The 25,182-nt window shown below is 51.1% G+C and carries 20 protein-coding genes; 4 read left to right on the top strand and 16 right to left on the bottom strand.

Annotated elements, in window-relative coordinates; genetic code table 11:
* Nucleotides 1-4: 4 nt before the first annotated feature.
* From ACSOSI_RS12750 to ACSOSI_RS12800, 11 genes are all read right to left on the bottom strand, one after another.
* Entirely contained in the window at nt 5-1,669 is a 1,665-nt protein-coding gene (locus ACSOSI_RS12750) for a hypothetical protein (RefSeq protein WP_261407957.1), read from the bottom strand.
* Nucleotides 1,670-1,678: 9 nt separating this feature from the next.
* Nucleotides 1,679-3,514: a hypothetical protein gene (locus ACSOSI_RS12755; protein WP_476707208.1), complete on the bottom strand. Its 1,836-nt coding sequence runs from the start codon at nt 3,512-3,514 to the stop codon at nt 1,679-1,681.
* 65 nt (nt 3,515-3,579) lie between these two features.
* On the bottom strand, nt 3,580-5,721 hold the full coding sequence (locus tag ACSOSI_RS12760) for a hypothetical protein (RefSeq protein WP_476707209.1): 2,142 nt from the start codon (nt 5,719-5,721) through the stop codon (nt 3,580-3,582).
* Between the two features lie 21 nt (nt 5,722-5,742).
* Nucleotides 5,743-7,167, bottom strand: a complete 1,425-nt coding sequence (locus ACSOSI_RS12765; protein WP_476707210.1) for a hypothetical protein — start codon at nt 7,165-7,167, stop codon at nt 5,743-5,745.
* A complete protein-coding gene (locus ACSOSI_RS12770) occupies nt 7,164-8,915 on the bottom strand; it encodes a hypothetical protein (protein ID WP_476707211.1) in 1,752 nt (583 codons plus the stop codon). Before ACSOSI_RS12770 ends, ACSOSI_RS12765 begins: the two co-directional genes overlap by 4 nt.
* Nucleotides 8,916-8,918: 3 nt before the next feature.
* Nucleotides 8,919-10,520, bottom strand: coding sequence for a Hint domain-containing protein (locus tag ACSOSI_RS12775; protein ID WP_476707212.1), 1,602 nt, complete (start codon nt 10,518-10,520; stop codon nt 8,919-8,921).
* Nucleotides 10,521-10,609: 89 nt separating this feature from the next.
* Complete coding sequence (locus ACSOSI_RS12780) at nt 10,610-11,134, bottom strand: NUDIX hydrolase (RefSeq protein WP_041418562.1); 525 nt, start codon at nt 11,132-11,134, stop codon at nt 10,610-10,612.
* Between the two features lie 585 nt (nt 11,135-11,719).
* Nucleotides 11,720-11,914: a ribbon-helix-helix protein, CopG family gene (locus ACSOSI_RS12785; RefSeq protein WP_012145111.1), complete on the bottom strand. Its 195-nt coding sequence runs from the start codon at nt 11,912-11,914 to the stop codon at nt 11,720-11,722.
* A 56-nt stretch (nt 11,915-11,970) separates the two neighbouring features.
* On the bottom strand, nt 11,971-12,759 hold the full coding sequence (locus ACSOSI_RS12790; protein ID WP_012145112.1) for a spermidine synthase: 789 nt from the start codon (nt 12,757-12,759) through the stop codon (nt 11,971-11,973).
* 36 nt (nt 12,760-12,795) lie between these two features.
* On the bottom strand, nt 12,796-13,251 hold the full coding sequence (fabZ, locus tag ACSOSI_RS12795; protein WP_012145113.1) for a 3-hydroxyacyl-ACP dehydratase FabZ: 456 nt from the start codon (nt 13,249-13,251) through the stop codon (nt 12,796-12,798).
* Between the two features lie 253 nt (nt 13,252-13,504).
* Complete coding sequence (locus tag ACSOSI_RS12800) at nt 13,505-13,999, bottom strand: TIGR00645 family protein (protein WP_012145114.1); 495 nt, start codon at nt 13,997-13,999, stop codon at nt 13,505-13,507.
* A gap of 309 nt (nt 14,000-14,308) precedes the next feature.
* Here ACSOSI_RS12800 and ACSOSI_RS12805 point away from each other — a divergent pair, with 309 nt between their 5' ends.
* The gene (locus tag ACSOSI_RS12805; RefSeq protein ID WP_476707213.1) at nt 14,309-15,781 is read left to right on the top strand and encodes a serralysin family metalloprotease; all 1,473 of its coding nucleotides are present in this window, start codon (nt 14,309-14,311) and stop codon (nt 15,779-15,781) included.
* A 44-nt stretch (nt 15,782-15,825) separates the two neighbouring features.
* Here ACSOSI_RS12805 and ACSOSI_RS12810 read toward each other — a convergent pair whose 3' ends face one another.
* The 5 genes from ACSOSI_RS12810 to ACSOSI_RS12830 all read right to left on the bottom strand — a co-directional run bounded on the left by ACSOSI_RS12810 (nt 15,826) and on the right by ACSOSI_RS12830 (nt 22,039).
* The gene (locus ACSOSI_RS12810) at nt 15,826-17,295 is read right to left on the bottom strand and encodes an MAC/perforin domain-containing protein (RefSeq protein ID WP_476707214.1); all 1,470 of its coding nucleotides are present in this window, start codon (nt 17,293-17,295) and stop codon (nt 15,826-15,828) included.
* A 534-nt stretch (nt 17,296-17,829) separates the two neighbouring features.
* Entirely contained in the window at nt 17,830-18,261 is a 432-nt protein-coding gene (gene arsC, locus ACSOSI_RS12815; protein WP_115184687.1) for a glutaredoxin-dependent arsenate reductase, read from the bottom strand.
* A 12-nt stretch (nt 18,262-18,273) separates the two neighbouring features.
* Nucleotides 18,274-19,563 carry an arsenic transporter gene (locus ACSOSI_RS12820; RefSeq protein ID WP_261422032.1) on the bottom strand — a complete coding sequence of 430 codons (1,290 nt, stop codon included), beginning with the start codon at nt 19,561-19,563 and terminating at the stop codon, nt 18,274-18,276.
* A 45-nt stretch (nt 19,564-19,608) separates the two neighbouring features.
* Entirely contained in the window at nt 19,609-19,929 is a 321-nt protein-coding gene (locus ACSOSI_RS12825; RefSeq protein ID WP_476707215.1) for a metalloregulator ArsR/SmtB family transcription factor, read from the bottom strand.
* A 151-nt stretch (nt 19,930-20,080) separates the two neighbouring features.
* Nucleotides 20,081-22,039 (bottom strand): sigma-54-dependent Fis family transcriptional regulator, encoded by a 1,959-nt coding sequence (locus tag ACSOSI_RS12830; protein ID WP_476707216.1) that lies wholly within the window; start codon nt 22,037-22,039, stop codon nt 20,081-20,083.
* 192 nt (nt 22,040-22,231) lie between these two features.
* Between ACSOSI_RS12830 and ACSOSI_RS12835 the strand changes: the two genes are divergently transcribed.
* The 3 genes from ACSOSI_RS12835 (at nt 22,232) to ACSOSI_RS12845 (ending at nt 25,044) form a co-directional block, all read left to right on the top strand.
* Nucleotides 22,232-23,248 carry a Gfo/Idh/MocA family oxidoreductase gene (locus ACSOSI_RS12835; RefSeq protein WP_476707217.1) on the top strand — a complete coding sequence of 339 codons (1,017 nt, stop codon included), beginning with the start codon at nt 22,232-22,234 and terminating at the stop codon, nt 23,246-23,248.
* Complete coding sequence (locus tag ACSOSI_RS12840; protein ID WP_476707218.1) at nt 23,248-24,027, top strand: TIM barrel protein; 780 nt, start codon at nt 23,248-23,250, stop codon at nt 24,025-24,027. The genes ACSOSI_RS12835 and ACSOSI_RS12840 overlap by 1 nt, the downstream gene beginning before the upstream one ends.
* Nucleotides 24,028-24,120: 93 nt before the next feature.
* Nucleotides 24,121-25,044 (top strand): substrate-binding domain-containing protein, encoded by a 924-nt coding sequence (locus ACSOSI_RS12845; protein WP_017892818.1) that lies wholly within the window; start codon nt 24,121-24,123, stop codon nt 25,042-25,044.
* Nucleotides 25,045-25,182 lie beyond the last annotated feature (138 nt).

Here is a 25,182-nt window from a genome sequence, read left to right on the forward strand (position 1 = left end):
TGACCTATGCCACGGCAGGAATAACAATGGCCGGCGGATTCTCGCTGCCATCACGCGTGACGCTGTCACCACCGACCAGCAGATAAGTGATTTTGTAATCGACCGTCCAGGGCTGCTCGGTCAGACAGCGATACTTAAAGGTCTGTTCCTCGGTTTTATCCGGATTAAACGAGTATTTCTTGATTTTTCGGCTCTTTTTGTCGTCCAGGTAGGTCAGTTCGACGATCACCTGGTTGTAATTCTCCCAGGAGAATTTCCGGTCGAGGAAGATGGAGATCTCGTTGAAGGTCAGCACCGCGCCGGGATCCAAATTCAGCAGGGTCGAAGCCGAAACCGACCGCGGCTGGTAGCTGCTGCTGCCTTCCCAGCCGGTGGTGGCGGCAGACTTGAAGGCATACTCGCTGTGGATCACAAAGCGTTCATTGATATCCGGGCTGCGGGAGATGACCTTGCCCCATTTCTCATCATCAGCCGTGAACGCCTCGGTCGGCGTATAAATCTGTTTGTTATATTCGATTTTGAAGGTAGCGGCCTTAATGCCGTATTCGGCAAAACCGTCCGGCCCCAGCACGGTAAAGTCGATTTTCTGGAAGAAGGGATCGTTAACGTTAACTTCAATAAAATAAGGCGGCTCTTTTTTGGCACGCAGAATGTCGCTGCCGATAAAGTTTTGCGGCACCGCCGACTGACTGAGGGCTTTTGATGAGGTGTAGTTGAAGTTCAGGCTTTTGGTTTCTTCGATGCGCACCAGTTTTATTTCCAGCGAGGCGCTGGGGAACAGCCCGCCTTTGCCGCCTTCTTCGCCGTCTTCTTTGCCGCTGGCGAGCAGAGATTCCAGGATGGAGTCGCTGGCTGATTTGGCCTGGGTATTGCTGTCATCATTGGGTTTGAGCGATGCGGTGAAGAAGCTTTTCAGGATCTCCTCTTTGACAAACTGCAGCGCCCATTCTTTCTCTTTGGCTTCCTCCTCGCTCGGCATGCTCTCGGTGACCTTGATGATCAACTTCTGATCCTGCTGCAGTTTTTTGATTACGCTGTCAAAGCCCAGCCAAAAACTGGCCGGGGTTTGCACCGGGATCGGGATATTGGCGCCAAATTTAACATCGAACTCTTTGTAGATGCTTTCAAACTTGGCCTCGACTTCAACTTTTAACGCCGGGGTGATACCGGTAAAGCTGAGGTTATAGGCCACGGCCGCCGGTGCCTGCGCCTGGTTAAAGGCCGCCTCCAGGATCACCGCCTGCTGTGGCGTCAGTTTGGCGCTGAAAATGGCGCTATTGTTGCCAAACAGGCTGGGGCACTGCGCGCTGATCAACTCACCGTTGGCATTGCTGCCGACGTCAAGCACGAAGAAATTTACCGTACCTTTGTCATACGGCACCTGAGCCTTGCGGGCGGTTTTCGGATCAACCTTGAGTTTACGCAGGTATTCGTTAAATGCGGCGTCCAGCTCGGCGGCATCGATCGAGGTATTGACCTCGAAGTTGATGTAACCCCCTTGCTGACCGCTGCCGTCGCCGGTGTATTTGATCAATGAAAAAACGGGTTTCCCGTCTTTTTCTGCGATATGGATATCACCGGGCAAATACCAGAACTGCTTGTCATCGGAGTCGTCGGCAAAGAAGGTGATGTTGTTGATTGTGGCAGTTCTTGCTCTGAGTAATAACATGATGGTTCCTTAAATGAGGTTGGCGATATCGATATCGTCTTGAACGGTTGCGGTTTGGACGTAATCGGGCTTATCCCCGCCTTGGTCCGGTTGGTAGGTAAACCAAATCTCCAGATCGACACTACGTCGTTCGGGGTCGATTTGGTCGGCACTAAAACACTGAGGGGCGGCATCGGCTGCGGTAAACTGAAAAATTTGCTGCAGAGGTGGGGCGTCATCACCGGGCAAATAGGCATAATTGGCAGAAACCAGCACCGACGCCACCTGTTGCCAGTCCATGTTGGCGGCAATCATCAACACCCGCTGGTGATACAGGCTGGAGACCAGGTACACATCCTGGCTGGTCGGTTCGTTTAACAGCACAGAGATATGGGGCGAGTTAACGGCGCTGCTGTATTCCTTGGTGACGTCAAACAAATACTGATCCGGGTTGGGCAGCATCACCGGGTAGCTGTCCTGCTGCGTTGTCTGGCTAATCTGAAAGCTTTTCGTCAGGCTGGCTACCGGCTGTCCAATATGGCGGCAGCGCAGGGTGACCAATACCGACTGGTACCAACGCCAGTCGAACAGGCTGGCGGCCTCAATGACAAAATCGTAGCGGCCGTAGACCGACTCAATATCCAGATAGACATCGTTCAGTTCGGTTTGCATTACGCTGGAACTGACCGATCTCACGCCGCCCACGGCCTGATTGAGATAGACGGTGAAGCTGTATTCGACCGGCCACAGCATTTTGCCGGTTTCAGGATCGGTAATACTCGGTGACCTGAATAGCTTCGGCCCGATATCGCCGAGGCGAAAGGTGTATTGCTTGCTGTCCGAGCCATAGCGCAGGCGCACCATGACCAATTGGACGTTAACGTCCAGCTCGTCTGACAGCAGGCTGACCCGAACTTCACGGTGGGCGAAAAAGTCATCCTGCAGGTCACTTTGGCTGATCACCCGGTCGGCCTGATAGTCGGTGCCGGCGACCAGTTCGGCAAACAGTGCCTGCGGATAAAGCGAACGTTTGACCACCGTAGTTTCGCTCAGCTTGCCGCTTAAACGCCGCTGATCAATATCTTCTACCGACAGTCTTTGCAGATAAAAACCGGCCCTGGGCTTGTCTTGCTGCGGCACTTCGGCAAACACCGGGGTAAAGAACTCGCCGGTCAGGATCTGCGTCAACTCGGCCACCGCCTGCTTGAAGTGCCCATCGGGGTCGGTGTCCCTGACTTTAATGGTCACCACTTTCTTGCTGATTAACTGCGATGAGGTTTCCTCTATATCGACGGAAAAAATCAGCAGATTGAAACCGACCGACTGTTGCAGAAATTGATAAACCTGATCCCAACGGGCTTCCAGCTCAAAGGTGGCTGGCGGCAACTGCAGCAGATAGTCAATTTTGTAGCTGATGGTGATGGGCGCAGTGGCGGGGGTCGCCATCAGACTGGCCAACAGAGCGATATCCGCGTCAGCCGGTAATTTGGCCAACAGATAGCAGTTTTGTTGGTCGCTCAGTGAAGTCTTGCTGGTTTGGCCATCGATAAAGCCGGGAATGTTCAGCGTGGCGCTGCAAGCGATCGCCTGCATGGGTAATAACACCGCGTCGCGCGGCATGTCGGGACTGGCCGCTGCCGCCACCCGTGCCGCCTCGGGGCTGCTGGTTAACTGGGTTTGCAACGACAGCATGGCATAGTAAACCGTGGCCGGTTGGCTGCTGTTCCTGAATATCTGTAGCTGGACTGCCGGTTGGTCACCGTTAATAACGCTAATGCCCGGCGCGGCCGCGCAATAATAATAAATGGGCCTGTCCGGGTCGGCCCGGATAAAACAGATGTTTTGCACTACGACCTGAGTGTTCATAGCGACCTTCCCATTTGATGAAGGTGATCCAGGGCAAAGAAGCTTTGCCCTGGGGGCTCAACGCATCAGAAAGTCACCACCACAATGGTGCTGGTTCCTGTCACTTCCTTCTCAACGGTTTTTTCCTGGTTATCTTCGCCGTAATACACCGTAGCGATGTATTTGATCTCCACCTTGTTGTCTTTTTCAGCCTGCATCAGATTGAAGGTCAGATACTGGGTGAGGGATTTAGAATCAAACTCGGTCAGGGCAAGGGATTGGGATTGCGTAAAGTCCCATTTCGGGTAATACACCACCATTTCATAGGTGATCAGCGTGATCTCCTTCTGGCTTGGCTTGAAGATAATGGTGTACTTCTGCGCTTTCGGCAGGGCATTGGCGACCAGGATCTGGTGGCCACGGATCAGCCCATAACCCGGTAGCTGCGGGCTGGTCTCAACGCCGTCGGGGATGTAGGTCAGGCTGTCACCATCCAGGGCATAGTAATCGGTGGAGAAATAAATCGGCTTATCCACATCAACACCAATCGGGTAAATAAAGGGGTGAGGAGGCGTCGACTCACTGACTACCTGGCTGTCGGTTTTGATTTTGACGCCCTTATCCGGATCGGAATATTGCGTTTTGATCACCACCTGGCTGAAGACTTTCCATCCCATAGGATCGAGCAGCGTGGAAATGTCGGCATAAACGATGCCGCATTCGGCCACGTTGATGGAGATAACCAAATCCTGATCGCTCTGAAGTTCGCCAGAGTGATAGGGCTTGGCCTGCATACCGGTGAAATTGACGGTATAGGAGTATCTAAATGCCCGGCCCAGCTCGGGGTTGATAAACCATTTGCCGGTTTTCTTCGGTTCGCTGTCGCCAGGGGAAAACTGCAGAGTGCTCTGATTGTCTTTGTCGTAGATGGCGGTCACCACGATATTGGCCACGTTGTACTTCGCCAGATCCTGAGTGACAAAAAACTCGGGCTGAATGTACTGATAGAAAGGATCGTTGAGATCGTACTCTTTAAAGTAATCTTTCAGATTCTCTTCGCCGACGATGGATTGGATAGACGGCAACTGGGTCTGAGGGGCGATGGAGAAAGAGACCACCGAGTTTTCCTCATAGACGCGGGTAAAACTTTTGGTTTCGCTGAGGCTGGATTTGAATTTATCAAAGCCGTCGGCGTCGTTAAGCAATTCGAGGCTCATGTCCAGCCCGGTTTGGCTACTCAAAATCTGCTCTACCTGTTTTTGCCCCCAGGCGGTCAGCCCCTCTTTCCATTTGAGGTATTGGTCCTCGGTCATGCCCATTTCTTCGTAAGAGAGTCCGGTCTGAACATCGACCTTGATCGCGCCTTTTTCGATATATTCGCGTTCAATCTTTTTCTCATCGGCCGACCAGGTGTGGTAGGTGATGTTTTGCGTCACCGATTTGGTGATTTCACTGTCGTAGCTGACCGTAACTTTGGCCGCTGGCAGGGAAGCATCCAGACTGAAATCGAAGCGAATGCCTACGCTGGAGTTGGTATCGGTGCCTTTCAACACCTGTTCGAACAGGGTGGCGCCTTCGCCCGTGAGTGAAAGGCTGAAAACGGTGTTGTTATCCCCCAGGCCTGATGGCGACACCGTGGTGGGGATTTGGCGATAGAATTTCTCGTTGCTGTCCAGAATCAATGAAGCATGTGCCGAGGTGAGTCTTGGGACTTCCAGCTTGATTTCTATTGGCGTCAATTCAGGCACGAATTGGTCATTGCCTTGGTTGCTGTCATATAACGCGACAAATCTGGCAGCCTGATCGTCATTTAAACCGGTATTGCGCAACGCGGTATCCATGGCGGTTTTTTTGGTCGCATTTTCAGGGTCGGCCACCGAGGCCTGCTCGGCTTGAACATACTTGACGATCAGGGTGGATTTGGCGATCAGCGGATCTTTAAGCTTGCCGAGTAACTCGATGCTGATCTTTTTCTTCATCTCCGAATCAGGCTGCGGCAGCATTACGGTAAATTGCGCATAGCCGCCCTGGGTGTCTTCACTACGATACTTGTAGAACATGAAATAGGGGCTTTTGGTATCCCTGGCGACAAACACCGGGATCTCCGGCACCACATAGTAAATATTCTTATCAATGCTGTCGCCATAACAGGTAAAGGCATATTCCTTAATACCCAGATACTTATCCGTGGCGATCTTGACCGATTGCTGCAAAGCGGTGGTTAACATAGGGCGTTCCTCTTGTTTATGTCACTTGTTGTATTGCAGTTTGACGGGGCTGGCGCTGGCCTGTAGCGGGCCAGAGTCGTAGGTTTTGGGGAATATCGAGTCGAGTTTGCCTTGCCATTGGTAGTCAACGCGGCCGTTTAAACCGCTGGCATGGGCATTAATCCACCAGTTGGCCTGCCACTGCTGGGTGGAAAACGAAAAGCTGAAGTTTTGTTTTTTTGCCTGACCTGCCGGCTGATAAGTGGCGGTGCCGCTAATTGACTTAAATTTCGCCTTCAGTTGTTCGGCCTCGAACAGCAGGCTATAGAAACCCAGGTCTTGCGGGGTGAGCGCCAGGGTGTCTTGCCAGCCGTGTTGGCTTTCATAGCTGGTGTAATCGGAAAACGTCACTTTGAGGGTGATAACGCTGACCTCCTCTGTGGTTTTCAAGGTGACCGGAGGGAAGCTGGGCCACTGCATCGGCGTTTGCGACTGGGCATAACGCAACTCGATCGACATGATGTTAAAACTCTTGGGGTTGAACCCCAGACTCACCACGCATTCGCGGTGTTTTATCGGCTTATCCGGCCGGGTAGGTTCGGGCAACGGCGTCGGCGTAAAAGTGATAATGCCGTCGGCGGGCAGTTGGCCAAGCAAGGCGGCAATATCCTGCTGCTGAACCAGCAAATAGCGTTGCGGCACGCTATTGCTGTAGCTGACGTCGTAGCTGATCTTGCTGGGGATCTCATCGATGGAATGGATGTTACGCAGCGTATTGCTGACCAGTAGCGCTGCGGTATTCACCAGTGCGTTTCTGACCAGTTCGCGGGTCTGTTGCGAAGGATCGTTATCAAACTGTTCCAGCAGGGTTATGACCCCGGCGTCGATCTGCTGATTAAGCAAAACGGCGATAACTTCCGGTTGCCGCGCCTGTTGGTTAAAGGCCAGGGTTAAAAAAGCCACCCAGTCGGTTTCCAACCTGGCTGCAACGCGGCTGCTAACGCTAAACCGACTGTGGGTCACCAGATAAACCTGGCTCTTTGCTCCGCGAATGGCGTTGTCCAGCAGACCGGCTTCGGCATGGGTCAGCGGCATTTTTGACTGTTCGAATTCGACGTTATAACTGCCGGACTCCGGCTGGTGGACAAAGCGCAGAAACAGCGACTGGCGTATGTCGCCCTGTTGCAGCGTTATTTTTCCCGGCGCCGGGATGAAATGCTGGCGGATATAGGATTCAATCGCCGCGGTATCCACCGGCAGATTGGGCGCGATAAAGGTCGCCAGACCGCCACCGGGGCTGGTCAGCAAATGCAGCGCGCTGACCTTACCCTCCAGCACCACCTGCGGAGTAAAACTGCCGTAGGTGTAGCACTCCGACGGTTGCGTCTGGTCGTGAAAAGCGAAGGCTCGACCAAGCAGGAAAAAGTTCTGTAGCGTTTGTTGAGGGTTCAAATCTTCAGCGTTCATTTTTCACCTTTGATATCAATCGTTTGTTCGCCGGTCACATATGCCGACCATTGGCCCGAAGGGGTCTGGTAGCGGAATCCGCAGGCAAAGATAGAAGTGACAGTCCACGAGTAATCGAAACTGTTTTGTTGGTGGGTGAAGGTATGCTCCGTAGTGCGGTCGGTGTCCTGGGGTTGAAAGAGCACCGTGGCTTTAAGCATTTCAGTGGGCAGAATGACGGTGATCCGTGCTCGCTGTGAGCCAAACTGCGGGAAGCTGTAAGCCCCGATGGTGGTGGGCTGGGTAATTGGCATCGGCAGCGGCACGACGCCGCTGCCGGCAAGCTGATAGGCGGTTGCTTCGGCATAGGTTTCATCACCGAGGATCGGACAACTGAAGTAGGGTGCGGCGGCGGTTAAGGCCAAATCCTGCTGCCAGCCGGCAGAATGATAAAGCCCGCCAATTCTGCTTTCCCGGGCAAAACCCGGATCAATATTGATGGTTAGGAACTGGCAGGGTAACGCGGCGTAATCGAGCACCAGAGCCTGTTGTTCGCACGATTGTCGTTCACCGTACAGGATGCGCCAGCCACCCTCCTGCGGATAATTAACCCGGATTTGGTAGAAGAAGGGTTCGGCCTCCAGTGAGCTGGTATAAAAACGGAAGGTCAACCGGCTCTGGTCGGGGCGCAGCAACTGAGTTTGGCTTTGTTCCAGCGGGTAAATATCCCCCGCCGGCACGATAAGCTGGATATCGATAGAAACATTGCTTTTCAACCCCAGCGGGAAGGCGTAGAAAACGTCTATCTCCCGTTCACCCTGCGGAATTGGCGGGGCGGTAGTGCGGTGAATAATGCTGTCGGGCGAGACCCTGGCGATTTGCTGTGCGGCGGCAAAAGGATCCAGAATAAAGCACAGCGGGCGCTGGCTCAGCACCACCGAGTCGAGTTTAAAGATCACCCGGCCGCCTTGCGCCGGTACCCGCAGGGCGATCATCGCCGTATTGCTGGAGGCGGGACCGGCGTAGGGCGAACCCAGCGAATTATAGAGCCGATCGAGCAATGTCTGGCTGAAAAGCAGATTCTCCTCGGGATGATTCTCCGGCAAGGGGGGACTGATTTGCAGCGGCAGCCGCGCGAGATTTTGATAGATATATTGCGTCAGCAGGTCATAGTCAAACGCTACCCGGTCATCGTCAACAAGATGCGTGCCTTTGGCCCCGTCGGCCAGCACCAGCATCAGCGCGCGGGGATCAAACTCGACGGAATACGCCATGCGCGGCGATACCCCCTCAACAAAACCGTCCAGCCGGGCATTAAAGCCGATGGTATCGTCGAGCAAGGTTTTCTCAATCAGTTGGGTGCTGGCCGAGTTCAGCAAAATAATAAACTGAATACACTGAGCCGAATACCAGGTGGCGTCATAGCTTTGTCCGCGCAGGGCACTGTGATACTCAATAGGGACGTCAAACCCCAGGCTGCCTGGTAATACGGGTAACACCTTCACCGCTTTATCCGGGTGTTGCTGCTTGAAATCCACCAGGCTTTGGCCTGCGGCATACTGCAGTTCGGTAGTGAAATTCAGCCAACCGTAAATGCTGTCGGTGCTGGGGCTGCGAACAATATCCAGCGAGAAAGCCAGTGGTTCCGCGACCAGAATGCTGACGGAGTCCGGGTATAAGAAATAGCTATCATTCTGTTGATAGGTAGCGATAAACCTAAGCCGATCGCTAATGATAATCTGCTGAAAATCCGGGTAGCCCTGATACATGAGTTATTTACCCGCCGCGTTGAGATGGTTTTGATAATCCTGATGCCATTCTTTTGGCAGTTTGCTCAGGATATTCACCGGGCGCTGGTAATATTCGTCCTCATAGATACGCTGCATCTGGAGGTCACCGACCAATATACCGTTGGCATACAGGGTGTTGTCATCGTACAGACCTTTGTCAACGGGCGCTTCAGCCGTCAGCTGCAGGTTATATACCTTCAGTTCTCCTTGCTGTTGCTCAATGCTTATAATTTCGCACTCACCCTCCAGGGTGATTAATTTAGAGGTGTGATTCAATTCGCGAGCAATCACTACATCGGCTGAGGTAATAAAAGGGTGGCCAAGGCTGCTGGTGATGGTTCTTATTTTACCCTTGCTGTTCTGGGTGGTTATTTCGATGAAATTGCGCTCCAGACCATTAGTGATAGCTTCAATTCTGAGCGGGATATTGTTTCTCGATAATACGTATTCGCCGATAGCCAGGTCGGAAATTGATTTTTCACCACCGTCCTGCATCAGAATTCTTGTGTTTTCAGCCAGGCAGCCATAAACAATACGCATGGGTTTTAATAGCTCAGTATTTAAGAAGCGCTGGTCTGGCTCAAGGCTTTTAGGTGCGTTGGTGATAAAGGTCGCAATGCTTTTTCCATCGACATTGAGAATGACTTTGAATACATAATAAATCCACTCGCCGGAGTCAAAGTCAACCTGATTGAACCTCAGCCAGTCCAGATCCCAGGAGATATTGTCACCAATGATTCGGGTGTTGGCCGAGTTGAAAATATTGTAGTTACCGAAAGGGGTGACAGGATCGCCGCCGGCACGAGTCCGTATCAAATAAATGGTATTGCTGGCTTTAACAGGCTGACCACCGTTGAGCTCAATTTGCCCCAGGTAGGTAATATTGCCTTTAATAGGCACCCTGACCGAACCGTCATAATTATTACGGTAGTCACAGTCGGCCTCATCGCGGGTCAGGCAGATCTTGATTTCATTTGGATTAATAAGACTCCGCGGTGACTCATTATAGATATTTTTTGGATAACTCTGGCTGGTAATGATCTCTGCCCCGTACACCGTCTGGTTACCGATAGTCTGTGCAAAGGTATAAATCACCGTGACCGGATAATCTGCAGCAATCTGGCTACCCGGATAAACCCCGTCGGCACTCAGGGCGCAGTCTGCGGCGTAGACATAGGCCTGGTTGTAGTTAACCGGCCCTACATTGGCGGCTTCGCCGTCAAACAGCCCAAGGGTCTGCGTTACGTTTGTCGCCGAGACAGGCAGGGAACCTATGGCATTGGCACGATAATTTCGACCGTCGGTAGAGTCCAGCCGGACAATGCTGTATACCGGTTGAGCAGAGCCATTACCGGCATCGCTCAACCGGCCGGCACTGAGTTTAAGCCGTTTTGCCTGTTGCCAGCATTGAGTAAACTGCGGAGTATTACCCGGGGTAAGACCGGCAAGTTTTAATTGAATATCGTAAAAACTGACCAGCAAGGGATCGCCGGGTTCAATAATAAACAGGCCGGCATTGCTATATTTGCTGATGACATTTTTAACAATAGTCTTCTCATCTGACGTATAACCTTGAGTGATCATAATATCAGTACCCAATAAGTTTCAGACATAAACGTGCGCAAGCGATGGTGGCAATGAACCAAACCATAGCTAATTAAGCGATTAATGATTTATTTACAGGTTTCTTTGCAATAAGCGTAAATGGCGCTCAGGGTATCCGAACCAAGATATTCTTCGAATTGAGTATCTGTAGGTTCTATATGGGGATCCAACGTCATGGCATACAGTTCTTGAGCAAACATATCTTTAGTGGCAGAAGGTTTGTTTTTAAAATAGGCTTTTAGTTTTCCTTTGCTGACTTTGCGTATCCAGGCGAATTCGCCACCAAGCTTCACTGTTCCGTTGAAGGTAAATACCTTGCTGGTATAGAAAGTAATATCATTGGGGAAAACTTTATAGCGAACGACTTGTTCAACTTCGATATTGTGCAGGGTCTCTTCCCAGGTTTCTCTTTTAATTACGTTTAAGGCAAAGTTCTTGCCATCGACCGGGCCGTCTTTTGCATCAGCAGTTCCGCCAAATAACATCGGACAACCTCTGGCAAAACCTTCATTTTTCAAACCTAATAGAATAAAGTCATCATTCCCAACAGCAGCCGGATTGCTGTCAAGAATGACGTATTTTTTAATGGGCATGATCTGATCCTTATACATTTGTGAGTATAAAAATAGAATTTACTTTTCGGGTCGGGAGCGATGAATTACTCAACTTCAACAATAGCAATGGCGACTAAAAAATCAACTGACACTTAAAAATAAATGAAGTATTTTTTTGTTGTGATCGAGATAATCAAGCAAATCACGGCGTTAACAAAACCATGGAAAAATTATTTAAAGAATCAAATAAACAACGGTCAATTGTATTTATTTTGTTAACGGAATTTATAAAGCAAAACAAATCAATGAATTGCACATAGAGGTTGTGTGGGTTGGAAAGGTATTGTTAAAATAGGTCATATCATTAGCTGTGAAATTAGTTTAACAGTAGGAATTTCTTTAATCATAAAGGTTGTGAATAACTAATTAAACAGTTGAAATAGTCATCATAATAGTTAGGTAATGATATTTATACCTTGCTAATGATATGAAGGGGCGCTGATTTGCCAAAGTGCTCGCCAGATGGGCGCCGGTGAACACTCCAGAATCGTTGCCATCAGATATCACTCATGCCTGGCATTACTGTAGCGATGACAGATGGCGCGAGTCTTGCGCCATCTGACTTCAGGCATTATCCACGCGCGGATTGGAATGCGTCGGCTGGCTCGGATATTCCACCTGGTGTTTGTGCAGATAGTCGCGTATCAGCTGGCGGATCACCTGGGAGGGGGTGACGTCCTGTTGCAAACACAGCTCTTCCAACGCTTTTTTCTTGTCAGGATCAATGAGTACGGTCAGGCGCGCCGTTTTCTTTTCCATGATGGTGACTCCAGAGAATAATAATCAAATGATAATAGTGAAATGACCATGCCGACTTAGCTAAAGTGCAAGCGTTCAATCTTGCGTGACAGGTAGCCGAGGTCACAGTTAAAACTCGGCCCGACTTCGGCACTAAGGCGACGCAGCAGATTTAGCGGCGTCTCGATTTCAGCTAATGCGGCATAGATAATCACGTTGCCGCTGGGGGCAACACAATACAACACGCTGTTAAACACCCGGTGCAAACTGTGGTACAGCAGTGAATCTTCATCGGGCACTTCATGGTAGTTCAGCACCAACCAACCTTGTGGTGAAAGCCGTCCGGCACACCGCTGAAGAAAGCTTTGCGTACCCTGTTGCGGATCCATGCTGAAGGCGCTGTAGAGATCGGAAAAAATCAGATCATACTGCCGGGTTATGGGGGCACGTAAAAAGTCGCCCGCGTCAGCAACGCGCAAGATAACCGTATCGTCGCTGGGCAAGGTGAAATAACTTTGCGCAACAGAGACCACCGCTTCGCGCAGTTCCACCACTTCCAGCAGCATATTGGGGTCATAGGCATGTAATGCCCGTACCAGACCGCCGCCGCCCAATCCCAGGATCAGCACCGCCGAAGGCGGCTGCCAGGCCACGGCCATCAGCATGGTTTTGATGTAGTTGTGAACCGGAACCTGTGGCGCATCGATGCACATTTTGCTTTGTTCGCAAATACCGTCAAAACGCAGGGTTCGGTAGCCCTTGTGGTCAGAGACAATAATTTCACCGCAGTGGTCTTGCTCGCGAGCAATCACCTGACCGCGAGGAGAAAAATCCAGGCTATTGAGCAATTTATCAACCATAGACATAGTTATTTCTTTAAGCCTCCATCAAAAACGGCGCTTCTACTTACGAGCGCACATAAACTCGGCGGTACAGATGCGGCGGCCATTTACCGTAGCACGACCGGTAAAGCGGGCAAGGCCGGAGCGCTGTCGGACAAAGGCGACATCCATGCGAAGCTGATCGCCAGGCCGGGCCGAGCGATAGAAGCGAGCGTGATGAATGGCGGCAAAATAGTAATGTTCGCCGGGTAATAGCGGGCTGAGAAAGTAATGCGCCAACAAGCCGGTGGTTTGTGCCAGTGCCTCCACCATTAATATGCCGGGAAACACCGTGGTCTGGTGGTGGCCAGTCCAGAAGGTCGGTTCATTGGCAGTGATATTTTTGATGGCACTTAAGCGGCCTTCGGCAACGGAGGTGCCATCAGGCAGAATACGGTCAACCAGCAGACAGGGGAAGCGGTGCGGCAGGATAGATTGAACATCCTGAAACTGTAGTGGTTTACCATTGAGCGGCATGATTGATTAGGGTCCTGTCAGCGGGACAAAGCTCAGCTTATGCCGGCATCTGTGCCTGTCGAAGTGTAATAACATTATAATGTTATTATCATTGGATGCACCAAGTGAAATTGAGCAGATGAGTGGATAAAAATTAAATGGTGACGGTGTCACTAAAAGAAGAGGTTTAAAATTCGACTCAATTCACTGATTAATAGCAGGTTTAAACGGGGGAGTGGTTAGCCGTCAGCAGAGGGTGACGGCTAACGGAGGATCATTTTTTATCGCGCGTCAGTTTATCGAGGTAGCCCATCACAAAGGCGGAAAGCACAAAGGTGAGGTGGATGATCACATACCACATCAGCTTATTGTCCGGCACGTTTTTGGCATCCATAAACACCCGCAGCAGATGGATGGAAGAGATGGCGACAATTGACGCGGCCACTTTGCTCTTCAACGATGTGGAGTCCATTTTGCCCAACCAGCTCAACTTTTCTTTGTCGTCGCTGATATCCAGTTGCGAAACAAAGTTCTCGTAGCCAGAGAACATCACCATTACCAGAAGTCCGCCTACCAGCGCCATATCGATCAACGACAGCAGCGTCAGAACCAAATCCGCCTCGGCTATGGCGAAAATGTTCGGCAGAACATGGATGATCTCCTGGAAGAATTTTATCGACAGCGCCAGCAAGGCCAGCGACAGGCCGAAGTAAACCGGGGCAAGTAGCCAGCGAGAGGCGTACATGGCATTTTCTAGAAAGCGTTCCATAGTCAACTGAGTTCGTTACAAAAAGTGGGCCACAGTATAGCGCAACAGGCCCGGCAAATGGCAAGCGGACTTGGCTCGATTGAGGGGAGCAGCCCTGGATTATCACTGGTCGGTGTCATTGGGTTATTCACCCTGATAATTAGATATTTGAAAGATGATTACTCCGTCATAAATTATTTTATCAAAATATATTGAGGTATCTGAAAATCATACTAGCATTTAAATGCTGCGATATGATGTTGCGGTAATTCTATATATCGAAATTTTATTTCTATATAACGGAAATGAATTAACCTACTGGAGATGGATATGGACAATTCCCTAAATGGAAAGACCAGCGGTTGGGATGATGTTAATGATTTGCTGAATTATCATAATAGAGGAAATGGTTTAACCCTCAATAATAAGCCTTCTTTTGGTGTGGAAGAGGCTGGCAAGCAAATAGCGCGTAGTGAGCAGACCTGGAATGGCATTCATGTCACCGGAAAAGGTGCCACCGTCACTTATTCGTTCCCTGACTGGGATTATAATCAGAGTAATTTAAACTTCCGATTTGGCTCCAATAATCAAGATACCGGCCTTAGCGCCTTTACCGCAGAGCAAAAGGCCCAGGCCAAGCTTTCGCTGCAATCCTGGGCTGATGTAGCTAACCTTACGTTTGTTGAAGTTGCCCCGGATCAAAAGTCCAATATTACCTTCGGAAATTATGAGGGTTCTGGCCAGGCTTATGCAATTAAGCCATTTAGCGGGGCGGGTAACGACTATCGAGGGCATAATACCGATGGTCAAAGCTGGTTCAACATCAATTACGATTACGCGGATCCCCGGGATGGGGTTTACGCCAATCTGCACCCGGAGTTGGGTAACTATGGCCGTTTGAGCATCACCCATGAACTGGGGCATACGTTGGGACTGGATCATCCAGGAAAATATAATGCCGATGAAAACAATCCACCCAACTACAGCATGGCGAATTACGCCGAGGATACGCGCCAATTCAGCGTAATGAGCTATTGGGATGAGTCCCTTACCGGTGGTGATAACGGCGGTCATTTTGCCGCCGCGCCGCTGGTTGACGATATTGCCGCTATTCAATATCTCTATGGCGCCAATACCACTACGCGCACCGGGGATACGGTGTACGGGTTCAATTCTAATACCGGAAGGGATTTCTACACGCTGACGGACAGCAACCAGAAGCTGGTGTTCTCCGTCTGGGATGCCGGCGGCAATGATACGCTTGATTTCTCGGGTTATACGCAAAACCAACGCATCAATTTGACGGAAGGCTCTTTCTCTGACGTCGGCGGGTTGAAGGGCAACGTTTCCATCGCCGTTGGTGCTGTGATTGAAAATGCCATTGGTGGTTCAGGTAATGATGTGATTGTCGGCAATGACGCGGCCAATATTATCCATGGTGGTGCGGGTAATGACGTTATCTACGGTGGCGGTGGGCAGGATCAGTTATTCGGTGGCAGCGGTAAAGATATCTTTGTCTTCTCTGCGGTGAGTGATTCGTCGTTCAAATCACCGGATAAAATCCTGGACTTTGAAACCGGCATCGACAAAATCGATCTGTCCTTCTTTAATCATGGCGACAATGGCGCAGGCTTTATTCATTTCGTCGACTCGTTTAGCGGGCAGGCGGGGGAGGCATTGCTAACCTATGACTCACAAAGTAATTTAAGTGAGTTGGCGCTAAATATAAATGGCCAGGCGGCTCCGGATTTCCTGGTTAATATTGTCGGGCAAGCAAATACGGCCACTGACTTTATTGTTTAAATCAGTCACGGTGGGTTATACCCACCGTTTTTAACGCTCTTTTATTATTCTGTACCACCTTGATAAGTACAGAGGTAAACAAAGTCACCGCCTGCTCCAGCATTAAGGTCACCGCTAATTTGTTTATATCCATATGGGGTTGGGACGTACTCATTTTTTCCATATACAGCGGTGATTTTATTAATTACATCGGACGACGTTGGTTCTCCCTTTTTGTATGAAAGGTAGACAAATTCCCCGCCAGCACCGCTATTCAAATCAACATCAATTTTTATATATCCAGGCGCTGGCATCTGGCTACCATAGAGCACTTGGATATCAACAATCGGCTGTTTGCCATTTACTGGCGTGAACTGCGCTTCATGATAGCAAAGATAGATATATTTACCTCCAGCATCAGAGTTAAGATCAATCGGAACTTTAGTGTATCCGACTGGAGCAGGGATATCTGAGTTGTCACCCAGGACAAATGTCAGCTCGTCGATGTAGTTTGCTCTGAGACTGGCAACGGCCATCTGCGATTTTGACCATGTATTATCGTAATATTTTTTTAATGCATCGGCTTTTGTCTTGTCTTCACACAATAGCCATACAGGCATTAACGAGGTTTGGTCTATGAACTTGGTCAACACCGGCATACTGGAAATAGACTGTATCCAATTTTTTAAATTATCGTCACTACTACCTTGCGAGTTATTTTTAAAAACTAGCGCCCCTAAAGAAGGGCTACCGCCTAGAATATCATATGTGTAACTACCGCTTTCGCTGAAACTATCGAAGGCTTCTGAATACTTAAGTTTGTCTTCGACGCTAAGTTGTGATGTTAGTTGTTCGTATTTAGCCTGAACAATCGTACTCATCTCAAATTTTTGGGTGAGTGTTAACTTGTTTGCTGAGGCGGATACGTGAGCTTTCCCGCCCATAACGCCACTCATTAGAACATGGCTGCCATAAACGTTGAATACAGTGGCTAATGAATCTTTACTTTCTGGATTTATTGCATTAATCAGTTTTATAAAATCATCTGAAACATAGTTTTGCAACCTTGCAATATCGGCTGGGATACTAATTGACCACAAGTCAAATGACTGCTGACATCGACTAAACTCATTTTCTGACTTTCTCAATGAACTGTCGCTAAATTCATTTGTGGCTGAGGCACTAAAAAAGCCATAGTTACCACTTACTTTAATACTGTTAGCCAATTCAGTTAAATAGCTTTGGAGCGATTTCCCCGTTACCGATGCGTAAGACTGGTTACTGAGCCATACCGCCTGAAGCACATCAGGTAATTGATATTGCTGGCCGTTCATAGTAATTTCGTGAAACTGAGATTTTGACCAGTCGAGAATAGGATGCAGGACAGCAGAAGCATCTGCATAGGCTAAAAATGGATTGTAGCCACAACCAATAATACCTACGCCGGGTAAAGTATCGCTCGGGAGAGGGACAGCATTAACACGAGTAAAAGATGAGCTAAACAAACCTTCAACCTTGGATGATTCAATTTTCATTTTAAATCCTCTTAATGCTTGGTTAAACTCATGAAAAATCTAATTTAAATTGTTTGTGTTGAAAAGTTAACGTTATATTTCACCTCCGGGTTTATTTGTAAAAATTAAAAATATATAGGATGGTAACCTTATCTTCCTTTGATTTTTAATTTATATGGTGGTGTGTTTAAGGTGGTAACTTTAAATAAATGCCACACGCTTGGCACAACCAATAATTGGTTGCTTCAATTAATTAATTTACTTTCAACAAACGAAAGGATGATTGATTTTCGAATGTGTTTTGTGTGACATCTAATTAATAGCAAAGGCTAGGATTTTCACAATATTATTTTAAGATCGTTAAGATCGAATTCCCTGATGATATATATATATGCGCGGATTATAACGAATTATGGCTGCCGAATAATATACCTTCTGATAGCGTCATAGCTCCCGCCGCAGGCGGTTATGCCTTAACTTTTAACCGCTTTATTATCCAGCGTGCCGTAAAACCCCGTCCTTTTGGGGGGCAGTTCATTTAGGACGGGGAGGATGTCAATCTGGCTTGATTCTATTGCCTGCCTGGTCTGTCACCTTTTCACCGTCTTCTTTGGTGAATGCGGTTTGTTGCGGATCTGGAAGGATCTCCAACACCACTTCGGAAGGACGACACAATCGGGTTCCCATGGGGGTGACGACGATGGGGCGGTTGATCAGGATCGGATACTGAAGCATAAATTCAATCAGCTGCTCGTCAGTCAATACTCCATTATCCAGGCCAAGCTGCTCATAGGGTTCAACGTTTTTGCGCAGCAACGCACGGACGCTAATTCCCATATCCGCAATAAGGTGAACCAGTTCATCATGCGATGGTGGTGTGTCGAGATAATAAATAATCGTCGGTTCGTTACCGCTGTTGCGGATCATCTCCAGCGTGTTACGTGAGGTGCCACAGGCCGGGTTGTGATAGATGACAATGTTGCTCATATCAGTATCTCATTAGAAAGTAACGGAGAGCCGCAACGCCAGCGCGGCCAGAGTGACAAACAGAACGGGCAGGGTCATGACGATGCCGGTACGGAAGTAATATCCCCAGGTGATCGTCATATTTTTTTGTGAAAGCACATGGAGCCACAGCAGTGTGGCGAGGCTGCCAATAGGCGTGATTTTTGGACCTAAATCGCAGCCTATGATGTTGGCATAAACCATCGCCTCTTTGATGACACCGGAGGCCGTGCTGCCGTCAATCGACAATGCGCCAATCAGTACGGTAGGCATATTATTCATGACCGACGACAGCAATGCCGTCAGGAAGCCGGTGCCCAATGTTGCAGCCCATAGTCCTTTATCTGCCAGTATATTGAGAACACCGGAAAGGTAATCTGTCAGCCCAGCATTCCGCAGTCCGTAGACCACCAGGTACATCCCCAGCGAGAAGACAACGATCTGCCAGGGTGCCCCTCGCAACACTTTCCCGGTATTAATGGCATGGCCTCTTTTCGCTACGGCAAACAGGACGACAGCGCCAGCAGCGGCAATGGCACTGACGGGGAGCCCTAACGGTTCAAGAACGAAAAAACCGGTAAGCAGCAGCACAAGGACGATCCAGCCGGCTTTAAACGTTGCCGGATCTTTAATGGCGCTGGCAGGTGTTTTCAATAACGCTACGTCGTAGGTCGCCGGGATGTCCTTGCGGAAAAACAGGTGCAGCATGACCAGCGTAGCGGCAATAGCGGCAATATCCACCGGGATCATCACCGAAGCGTATTGTGTAAAACCGAGCTGGAAAAAGTCAGCAGAGACAATATTCACCAGGTTTGAAACGATAAGCGGCAAACTGGCCGTATCCGCGATAAATCCGGCTGCCATCACGAAGGCCAGCGTTGTTCCTTGGCTGAAACCCAGCGCGAGCAACATGGCAATGACGATTGGCGTCAGGATAAGCGCTGCGCCATCGTTGGCGAACAAGGCGGCGACCGTCGCACCCAGCAATATAATCCAGGTGAAAAGTAAACGTCCTCGTCCCTTGCCCCAGCGGGAAACATGCAGTGCGGCCCATTCAAAGAAGCCCGACTCGTCGAGCAGCAGGCTGATGATGATCACCGCAATAAAGGTTGCCGTGGCATTCCAGACGATATTCCAGACGACAGGAATGTCATCAAGGTGGATAACACCACAGACCAATGCCAGCACGGCACCCAGACTCGCACTCCAGCCAATGCTGAGCCCTCTGGGCTGCCAGATGACCAGAATCAGCGTCAGTAAAAAGAGACTCCCTGCCAGTAACATATCAGACTCCGTTATATATGATTAAATCAATGTGTTCCCTATGGCTTAACAGGAGGACGTCGCTGATTTTGCCAGCGATCCGCGAACATCCTCACGCAGGCACTGCCAGGATGCCGTGATGGTCTCTGCCGCCCAGGCAGGGATCTGCGGCGAGAGTCGATAGTGGATCCATTTCCCCTCACGACGATCAATGACCAGCCCTGCATTGCGTAATATCGCCATGTGGCGGGATATTTTAGGCTGTGACTCCGAAGTGGCCCCGCAGATATCACAAACGCATAACTCCCCCGACTCTCTGAGAAGCATAATGATGGCCAGTCGAGTTTCATCCGACAAAATTTTGAAAAGCTGAACGGGTTGTAGCATTTTGAACCTCAATGCGCTTAAACTACATATATGATAATTCATATGTGTTGGCATTTGAATCACCGGATGCAAAATGAGGAAAAAAAGTGGAGAAATTTCCAGCCCTGAACGCTGAGTGTTTTGATAATAAAACGGCCTATCTCCAGAGCAATCAGGGGCGCAAAAGCGTCAAATCGATCTGCCACTTATTGATTTTGTTGTACAGCGTAGTGCGCGACAGCCCTAGCATCTGGGCGGCCTGCCTCAAATTGCCCCCGTTGGCTGCAATGACCTGAATGATATGTAGGCGCTCATGATCTTCCAGCCGGCTGGAGGGGAGCGTGGCCGGTTCAGGCGCAATGCGGCGGATATCCTCGGGCAGGTCGTCAACGTCGATCAGTAATCCTTCACACAGGTTTACCATCCGCTCCACCAGGTTTTCCAGTTCGCGCACGTTGCCCGGCCAATGCCAGGCGTTGAGGCAGGCCATGGCCGTTGGTGAAACCTGCGGTGGGACTTTTTTCATCCGCGCACTAAGCTTGTGAATAAAGCCGTTGACCAGACCGGCGATGTCGTCCCGGCGTTCGCGCAGCGGCGGAACCGGGATCGAGAGCACGTTCAAACGGTAATAGAGATCGCGACGAAAGGCGCCTGTCTCCACCGCCTGCACCAGGTCGCAATGGGTGGCGGCAATGATGCGCACATTCACTTTTACCGGCTGCGCCGCACCAATGCGCAACACTTCACTTTCCTGCAGCACGCGCAGCAGGCTGGTTTGGGCTTCCAGCGGCATTTCACCAATTTCATCCAGCAGCAGGGTGCCCCCGTCCGCCAGTTCGAACTTGCCGGCGGCTCCCCCTCGGCGCGAACCGGTAAAGGCACCGTCCACATAACCAAACAGCTCGCTCTGCACCAAATCACGCGGTAAGGCACCGCAGTTGACGGCGACAAAGGGTTCGTTGCAACGTCCACCAGCATTGTGGATTGCCTGGGCAAACAGCTCCTTGCCGGTGCCGCTTTCGCCGGTCAACAGTACCGTGCTGTCACTGCGACTGCAGGTGCGCGCCTGCATGATCGCCTCGCGCATACGGCTGGAGTGGCCATATATCATCTCAAAGGTATAACTGGCGCTAACCCCCATGACGCGGCGAGTAATGGCACGGATACGCTGATTCTCACGTACTGAAAGCACCCGGCCGTCATCCGGCGCGGGCATCAATGAAATGACGCAGGAGAGGACCGGTTTACCGGCTGGCATAAACACCATTTCACGATCGTTACAAAATGGCATGGTCAGCAGCGAGCCGGACTGCGGGCGCAGTAGCTCATCGATTGATTTGTTGCCCGGCTCCAGGCCGTCAAAAATCTGGCGCGCATAGCGATTAACGGTTTTCAGGCGGCCCTGGCGATCGCAAACCATCACGCCTTCATTCAGGGTTTCCAGAATGGACTGCTGTTCTGCCAGGAGTTGCTGCAGCTTGAGCTGTTGACCAACGGCCTCCGCCGCTGCCTGCACGGTGCCCAGCGTGTGGGCATTGAAATTATCCGGCGTAGCGGTGAGGGTCAGCACGCCAATCATCACTCCCTCGGCGTTACGTACCGGTGCGGCGGCGCACTGGCGATGACGCTGGCGCAGCCCCATCTTCCAGTTTTCGCCGCTTAACACATACACCAGTCGCTGTTCCAGCAGGCAGCGTGCGGTGCAATTGGTGCCCTGAACCTCTTCACGCAGAATACTGCCGACCGGCGTCATGTCCGCACCGCAGTAGTGAAGGGTAACGCCGTGGGCATCGGTCAGATTGATATGGCCGTCGGGATTGTAGGCCAACAGATTTTCCATGATGCTGCGCGCCACGCTAATCAGCCCGGCGTTGTGCAACAGGATGGCCTGTAGTTGTTCTGCCGGCGGTGCGTGATAGACAAACTCATCAGGATCAATACCGTACTCACGCGAGCGCCGCCAGGATTGCAGGATTGACTTGCGTATCCAGCCCGGCTGACTCCCTTCGTTAAATGCCTGCCAGCCTTGCCAAAACAGGCTGTCCCATTCACCGGCCTCCGGCCCTTCCGGCAGGCTGAAGATCGGATCGCTCTCATCTTTGATTGGCAGCAGGTCTGCGGCGGTAGGCATCGGCAACTCCATTTTGGAATGTAATGTCCATTTTATTGACATGTGAAATTTACATGTCAACTTAGTTGTCACTTTGTTATGGCTATCTGTGCAACGCCTCACAAATTCCCCGCGTTTTAAGCTGGCATCCCCTTTGCAATACCCTCAGTGAACTTGTTGCCCGCAAGGGCGTTACCCACATGAGGAATCACGATGAGCCATTTACCCCAAACCCTGCGTGTTGGTCTGATTGGTGCCGGACGAATGGGTAGTTTCCATGCAGAGTCTCTGGCGCGGCGTGTGCCGGGCGCGGTACTGGCCGCGGTGGCCGATCCGTTACCAGGGGCCGCGCAGCGGCTGGCGGAACGTCTGGGCGTCAAGGCCCATAGCGATCTGCAGGCGATGCTGGATGACCCGGCCATTGATGCCGTAGTCATCGCTTCTCCGGCGCGCACCCATGCGCAGTGGGTGATAGCGGCAGCCAGGGCGGGTAAACACGTCTTCTGTGAAAAACCGATGGCCGTCACGCTGGAGGAGGCAGACTGCGCCATCGCCGCCGCTAATCAGGCAGGTGTGGTGCTACAGGTGGGGTTTAACCGCCGTTTTGTCAGCGGTTTCGCAGCGGCCATTGCTGCCGTCAAGTCGGGCGAAAATGGCACCACCCAGTTGTCCCGCTCGGTCACCCGTGACCCGCAGTTGCGCGATCCGGCGCCGATCCCGGCGTGGACCATCTTTCTGGAAACCCTGATCCATGATTTTGACACCTTGCTGCACTTCAACCCCGGAGCCAGGCCGGTAGAGATTTACGCCCTGGCGGATGCGCTGGTACGTCCGGACTTCAAGGACAAGGGGTTGCTGGATACCGCAGTAGTCACTATTCGCTTTGATAACGGCGCTATCGCGACGGCCGAGGCTAATTTCCAGGCGGTCTACGGCTATGACGTACGCGGTGAAGTGTTTGGCAGTAAAGGCATGTTGCAGGCGGGCAATATCAATTTGAATAACTGCGTGCGTTATCACGCCGGAGGCATCGCCATTGAGACTTCGCGCCAGGATACCGATCTGCTGCATGACGCCTATGTGGCGGAGCTGACCGAATTCGCCCAATGCATTCAGCAAGGACAAAAGCCTCGGGCGACGGGGCAGGATGCGCGCAATGCCCTGGAAATCGCACTGGCCTGTATTGCGTCGGTACAGCAGGGCAAACCGATCAGGTTGGGGGAGCAATAATGGCGAGTTTTCAACTGTCCGTTTGCGCCGAAATGGTGTTTCTCGACCTGCCGTTTGCAGAACGTGTGGTGCGTATTGATGCGCTGGGTTTCGGCGTCGAAATCTGGAACTGGGCCAATAAAGACCTTGATGCTTTGGTGGCTACCGGAGCGCGCTTGACTTCGATGACCGGCTATCTCAGCGGCAATCTGACCGACGATGTGGAGATCGCTCAACTGTTGCAAAGCGCCGAACAGTCGCTGGCGGTGGCGCAACGCTTGAACTGCCCGAGTTTGAATCTGCACGGTACCGGCCTGGACTCGCAAGGGCTGCCGGTGAAACCGGTGGCGGTGGTAACAGGTGCCATGTGGATGAAGGCGGCCAATACGCTGACCCGGCTGGCAGAAATGGCAGAGCGCGTGGGGAAGGTTTTCACGCTGGAAAACCTCAACCTGCCGCTGGATCACCCGGGTACGCCTTTTGCCAAAGCCGACGACACTTTGGCTTTGGTGGAGGCGGTTAATCGACCGGGGTTGAAGATGAACCTCGATCTTTACCATGCGCAAATTGGCGAGGGCAACCTGATTGAGCTGATGCGCCGCTGCGGCCCGGCAATCGGTGAAATTCAGGTGGCGGACGTGCCGGGGCGAAAACAACCCGGTACCGGTGAAATCAACTACCGCGCCATTGCCCGTGCGTTGGATGAAATGGACTATCAGGGGGTGGTGGCGATGGAAGGCTGGGCATCCGGTGACAGCACCGAGGCGCTGCACCAGTTCCGCGACCATTTCACTCTATAAACCACAACAAACCGGGTATTGGCCTGTTGCCCGGAATAATTAGTGATGCCTTGATTTTAATAATAAATAAACCTCAACCTACGGGATGTCATCATGAAAACCAAAACCTTGTTGTTGATACTGCTGAGCCTGGTCATGGCCTTCAGCGCCCAGGCGAAAACCTATAAGGTCGGCGTAGCGCTGGCCAATTTCGATCTTAACTTTGTCTCTATTTTGCGCTCGCAGATGGTCAGTGAGCTAAAGCTGTTGAATATGGACGGGCAGTTTGTCGATGCCAAAGGGGACGTAGCGCTGCAGGTGCAGCAGGTGGATGACTTTATCAACCTTGGGGTGGACGCGATTATCCTCAATCCGGTTGATACCCAGGGCGTGAAGCCGATGATGGATGCGGCCGAACGCGCCAACATTCCACTGATATTCGTCAACCGCAAGCCAGAGGTGAAACTGGGCAAAGCAATGGCCTATGTTGGCTCTGACTCGGCGGCGGGCGGTGAAATGCAGATGGAAGCCCTGGCGAAACAGATGAACTATCGCGGCAACGTGGCGATCCTGATGGGAGCGCTGTCCAACGAAGAGGCGCGCGAACGCACGCGGGCGGTGGAAGCGGTGATCGCCAAGTATAAAGACATGAAGGTGCTGGAGAAACAGACTGCTAAATGGCAGCGCAATGAGGCGGTGGATGTGGTGTCCGGTTGGTTGTTGAACGGCCGTCCGATTGACGCCATCGCCGCCAACAATGACGAAATGGCGATTGGTGCCATCATGGCGTTGAACCAGGCCAAAAATAAAAACATTCTGGTGGCGGGAATTGACGGCACGCCGGACGGTCAGCAGTTTGTCAAAAATGGCGGTATGACCCTGACCATCTTCCAGGACGCCAAGGGGCAGGCTACCGGGGCGGTGCAGGTGACCAAAGCGCTGCTGGAAAAGCAAAAAACCGAGCCGTACAACTGGGTGCCTTATAAAGTTATCACCCGGGATAATCTGGCCGAGTTTATGGCGGCTAACTCGAAATAAGCGTGGCCCTCCAATAATGCCACGCATCACCGGCGCCCATGCGCCAACGGCATGAGAAGGACGTACAGCGGAATTGGTCGTTAGCGGGGCGATAAACAGCGCAAATGTAGAGTGACGGTGAGTAGATTCAGCCTGATT

The organism is Serratia sp. AR11, assembly GCF_056376275.1.